The sequence below is a fragment of the Micromonospora sicca genome (assembly GCF_003172935.1).
Lineage (GTDB): Bacteria > Actinomycetota > Actinomycetes > Mycobacteriales > Micromonosporaceae > Micromonospora > Micromonospora sicca.
In genome coordinates, this window is the sequence record NZ_QGKS01000197.1 from 1 (window position 1) to 3,100 (window position 3,100).

Genomic DNA, 3,100 nt, shown 5'->3' on the forward strand with positions numbered 1-3,100 from the left:
CAGGACCGCGATCTGCTTGAACTCCAAGCCTTCGGCCAGGCCACGGGATATCTCTTCCCGATCACCCAAGGTCAACATCGCACGCACAGCGGAACATCCTGTCCCACCCAACCGCCAAGATCAAATGCTACGACCGGCTGAACCTGCCCACCTGTTGGTGACCACGTCCTTGCCCGTCTCGACGAGCTCGGTCTCCATGACCACCGTCGTCAGGATGGCGACGGTGACCTTCGCGAGGACCGTCCCCACCACCCCGACAGCCGCTCGCCGCAGCCAGCTGCGTCGCGCGACCTGCGCCAGCCTGGACGGCTGACGATTCTGGTGCTGTGTCACTTGCGTATCCCTTCGGTTGCAACCTGTAGTGGTGCTTCCCGAGGAGTTCCTCGTTCCGCCGGCGGGGAGCGAGGCGCTCTCCCCGGAATCCGCAGTGACGCCCCCATCCTACTGTGTCGCCGGGACGTGATGCGTGCTCAGGTGACCTTTTCCGAGGGTCCCCCGATCGCCGGAGAATAAGTCGGCCGTCGAATTGCTGATTGGTTCTTCCGAAATTGCAGGCCAGGGCCATAAAGTGGCGGCCATGGCTGCACAGATTGATCGATAAACTTCGAGGCCGAGTGGATCACGCTCGGGTAACGACGCTGGCGCCGAGGTGGCCGAGCGGCCCCGGTATGGGTACGGCGCGAGCGTCCGGCCGCTGTGGTCGGTCCGGGACCGTGACGCGGAGCGGATCCGGACCGCGCCGCGTCGGGTTGGACTCCGCGACTTCGGGGAGCGCCACCCGGACAGGTTCGCCGTCGAGGGAGCCAACGTCAGCCTGGAGGGGCCCGAGCCGTTCGCCGTCTCGTACTGCGGCGCGTCAGCGGGCGTGGTTGTGGTCGGCGGCCGGTGGGCGGCGGCCGGAGCTGGCGATACCGGCGCGGCGGTCGAGGCGCTTGCCTAATCAGCGTGAAAACAACGGCAGCGCTGGTCAGGGCCGTACCGCAGGGCGGAGTGTCGCTCCTGCCGCAACCCGTTGACCAGCGGTGCCGTTGGTTCCGGGCTGGAATCTATGGCTGGGCTACCCGGCCGGCGCGGATGCCGGCTGGCGCCGCGGCGGTGGCCGTCGCACCCGCCCCGTACCCTCTTGGGTTATGGCGGACTCCACCTCCGCCAACCCGCCTGACCCACTCGGGCCCTGAACAAAAGAAGGACCGACGTGACCGATTCCGAGAAGCGTCGAATCGCAATCCTAGAGTTCCTTTACGACCACCGCCCTCATCAGCCGGGGGAGCTGGCGTCGATGGTCGAATTTCTCGGCAGCGAGCCGGACGATCACACCGAGGACCTCTGGCGTGGAACGCTTCGAGGGCTGAAGCGCGACGACTTGATCATGCTGGCGGAGAGCTATGAGTTCGCCGGTACCTCGGCGTTGATCACAGACCGGGGCAGGGCCTTCGTTGAGGCACGGCGCTCCCACCAGGCAGCGGAACAGGAAGCGCGAAACCGCCGGCGGACAGACCCCGCGCTCCGCAGAGCCGCCGCAACCAATGGGCTGCTGCGCTGGCTCTACGAGCAGGACCCCGACGGCGGCAAGGGGCTCTACGTCGACCAGGTCCTGTCAACCGAGCATGCTGTCTTCGAGGGCGACCGCCTCCCTGAAAACCTGATCCGGCGGGTCGCGCAGTACCTCCAGGACAGCGGGCTGGTCCGGGGGGACAAGGGCGTCGCAGAGATCGAGGGGCCGATCACCGTGCAGATCACCCCTCTCGGCCAGGACTGCATCGAATCGGGAGGCGACGTGGCCAGCTACCTGCGCGACAGAGACGCTCGCTCGACCACCATCACCAACTTTCACGGCCCAGTCTCCGGCAACGTCAGCTGGAACAGCACCCACGTCACCCAGACCGCCACCACAACCGGGACAGCGGGGGACGAACTTGCAGTCCTCGTCCGCGCCATAGCCGAGGCCGTCCCGGTACTTGGCCTCTCAGAGGACCAAGCCGCTGCGGTGCGCCGCAACACCCAGGTCATCGAAGCGGAGCTGGAGCAGCCGGAACCGGACCAGCGCACGGTCACGAACCTGGTGGGACGAACCCTCGACATCGTCACGGGCGCGAGCAGCAGCGCCCTCGGACTGCTGCTGACCGGATACGCCAAGGAACTCATGAAGAGCGCTGGCCTTCCGATCGAATAGCGGCGCTCGATGTCTGAACCCGCAGGGGTGCCGGACGTGGTGGTGTTCGAAGACCCGCAGAATCACGGCCAGGGGTAGCGAACCGGGCCAGGAGACGCCGACTGGTGTCCGGCCGTCGTGGTCGCCCGCCAATATCGACGCCTCCGGCGGGGCCTCTCTCGGAGACCCGGCGGGGACCGCAGGTGCCAGGTGGGTGAGTGGTCACCCAGGGGTGGGGCCTCCCCCCGCCGGCCGTCCCAGAGCCGGTCTGGTAGATCGGAGATCGGCCGACACGAGGAGATCTCACCCCACCCCGGCACCGCGCGCGGGCAAGCCGGCAACCCCTGCCCGAGGGCCTACGCCGACCGTCGGTGGGCAAGCTGTACGCCTGTGTGGTTTCGAGGCGGGCGTGACCCATGAGTTCGGCGACCAGGATGATGTCGTGGCCTTCGCGGACCAGGCAGGTGCCGAAGGTGTGGCGCAGGACGTGGCTGCCGGTGAAGTCGGCGGTGATGCCGGCCTCGTCGGCGATCGTGAGCAGGATGTCGTGGGCGCCGCGGGGGGACAGCCGGCCGCCGCGCTGGTTGAGCAGTAGCGCGGCTGGAGTACAGCGCCGGCAAGCTGGCCAGCAGCGACAGCATGGCCTGGTCGGCCGCCGGGCGCCGGGCGCTACGCCCCTCGCCGCGTGACCGGCAGCTGGTCCGCTCATCGCTTCTATGCTCGTCAGTCGGCGGTCAGGTCGGGCCGCCGATTACCCTTCAGGAGGTCCCTGATGCCATACGTGTACGCCCTGCAGGACCCGATCGACTTCTTCGACGACCTAACGGCTTGGTGCGCGGTAGAGGAAAGACCCGGGTCGATCATGAAGGTGGCCGTGCGGGACGATCATGATTGTGACGTCAGGATGGGCCCGCACGGCCTTGTCTCATCGTATCTTCACCGGCATCC

Annotated in this window: 5 protein-coding genes; 2 read left to right on the forward strand and 3 right to left on the reverse strand. The window is 67.5% G+C overall.

Annotation, left to right across the window (positions count from 1 at the left end):
* Together DKT69_RS41390 and DKT69_RS12840 are read right to left on the reverse strand one after the other, a co-directional pair.
* Nucleotides 1-78: helix-turn-helix domain-containing protein (locus DKT69_RS41390; protein WP_438361781.1), on the reverse strand; the 78-nt coding region annotated here is incomplete at its 3' end.
* A 42-nt stretch (nt 79-120) separates the two neighbouring features.
* The gene (locus tag DKT69_RS12840; protein ID WP_109801804.1) at nt 121-333 is read right to left on the reverse strand and encodes a hypothetical protein; all 213 of its coding nucleotides are present in this window, start codon (nt 331-333) and stop codon (nt 121-123) included.
* Nucleotides 334-649: 316 nt separating this feature from the next.
* On the opposite strand from DKT69_RS12840, the gene DKT69_RS12845 reads away from it, so the two are divergent.
* Together DKT69_RS12845 and DKT69_RS12850 are read left to right on the forward strand one after the other, a co-directional pair.
* The gene (locus DKT69_RS12845; protein ID WP_109801805.1) at nt 650-940 is read left to right on the forward strand and encodes a hypothetical protein; all 291 of its coding nucleotides are present in this window, start codon (nt 650-652) and stop codon (nt 938-940) included.
* A 255-nt stretch (nt 941-1,195) separates the two neighbouring features.
* Nucleotides 1,196-2,173, forward strand: coding sequence for a hypothetical protein (locus DKT69_RS12850; RefSeq protein ID WP_109801806.1), 978 nt, complete (start codon nt 1,196-1,198; stop codon nt 2,171-2,173).
* Here the strand turns inward: DKT69_RS12850 and DKT69_RS39715 are convergent.
* Nucleotides 2,142-2,861, reverse strand: coding sequence for a tyrosine-type recombinase/integrase (locus DKT69_RS39715; RefSeq protein WP_146231063.1), 720 nt, complete (start codon nt 2,859-2,861; stop codon nt 2,142-2,144). The genes DKT69_RS12850 and DKT69_RS39715 overlap by 32 nt on opposite strands.
* Between the last annotated feature and the right edge of the window lie 239 nt (nt 2,862-3,100).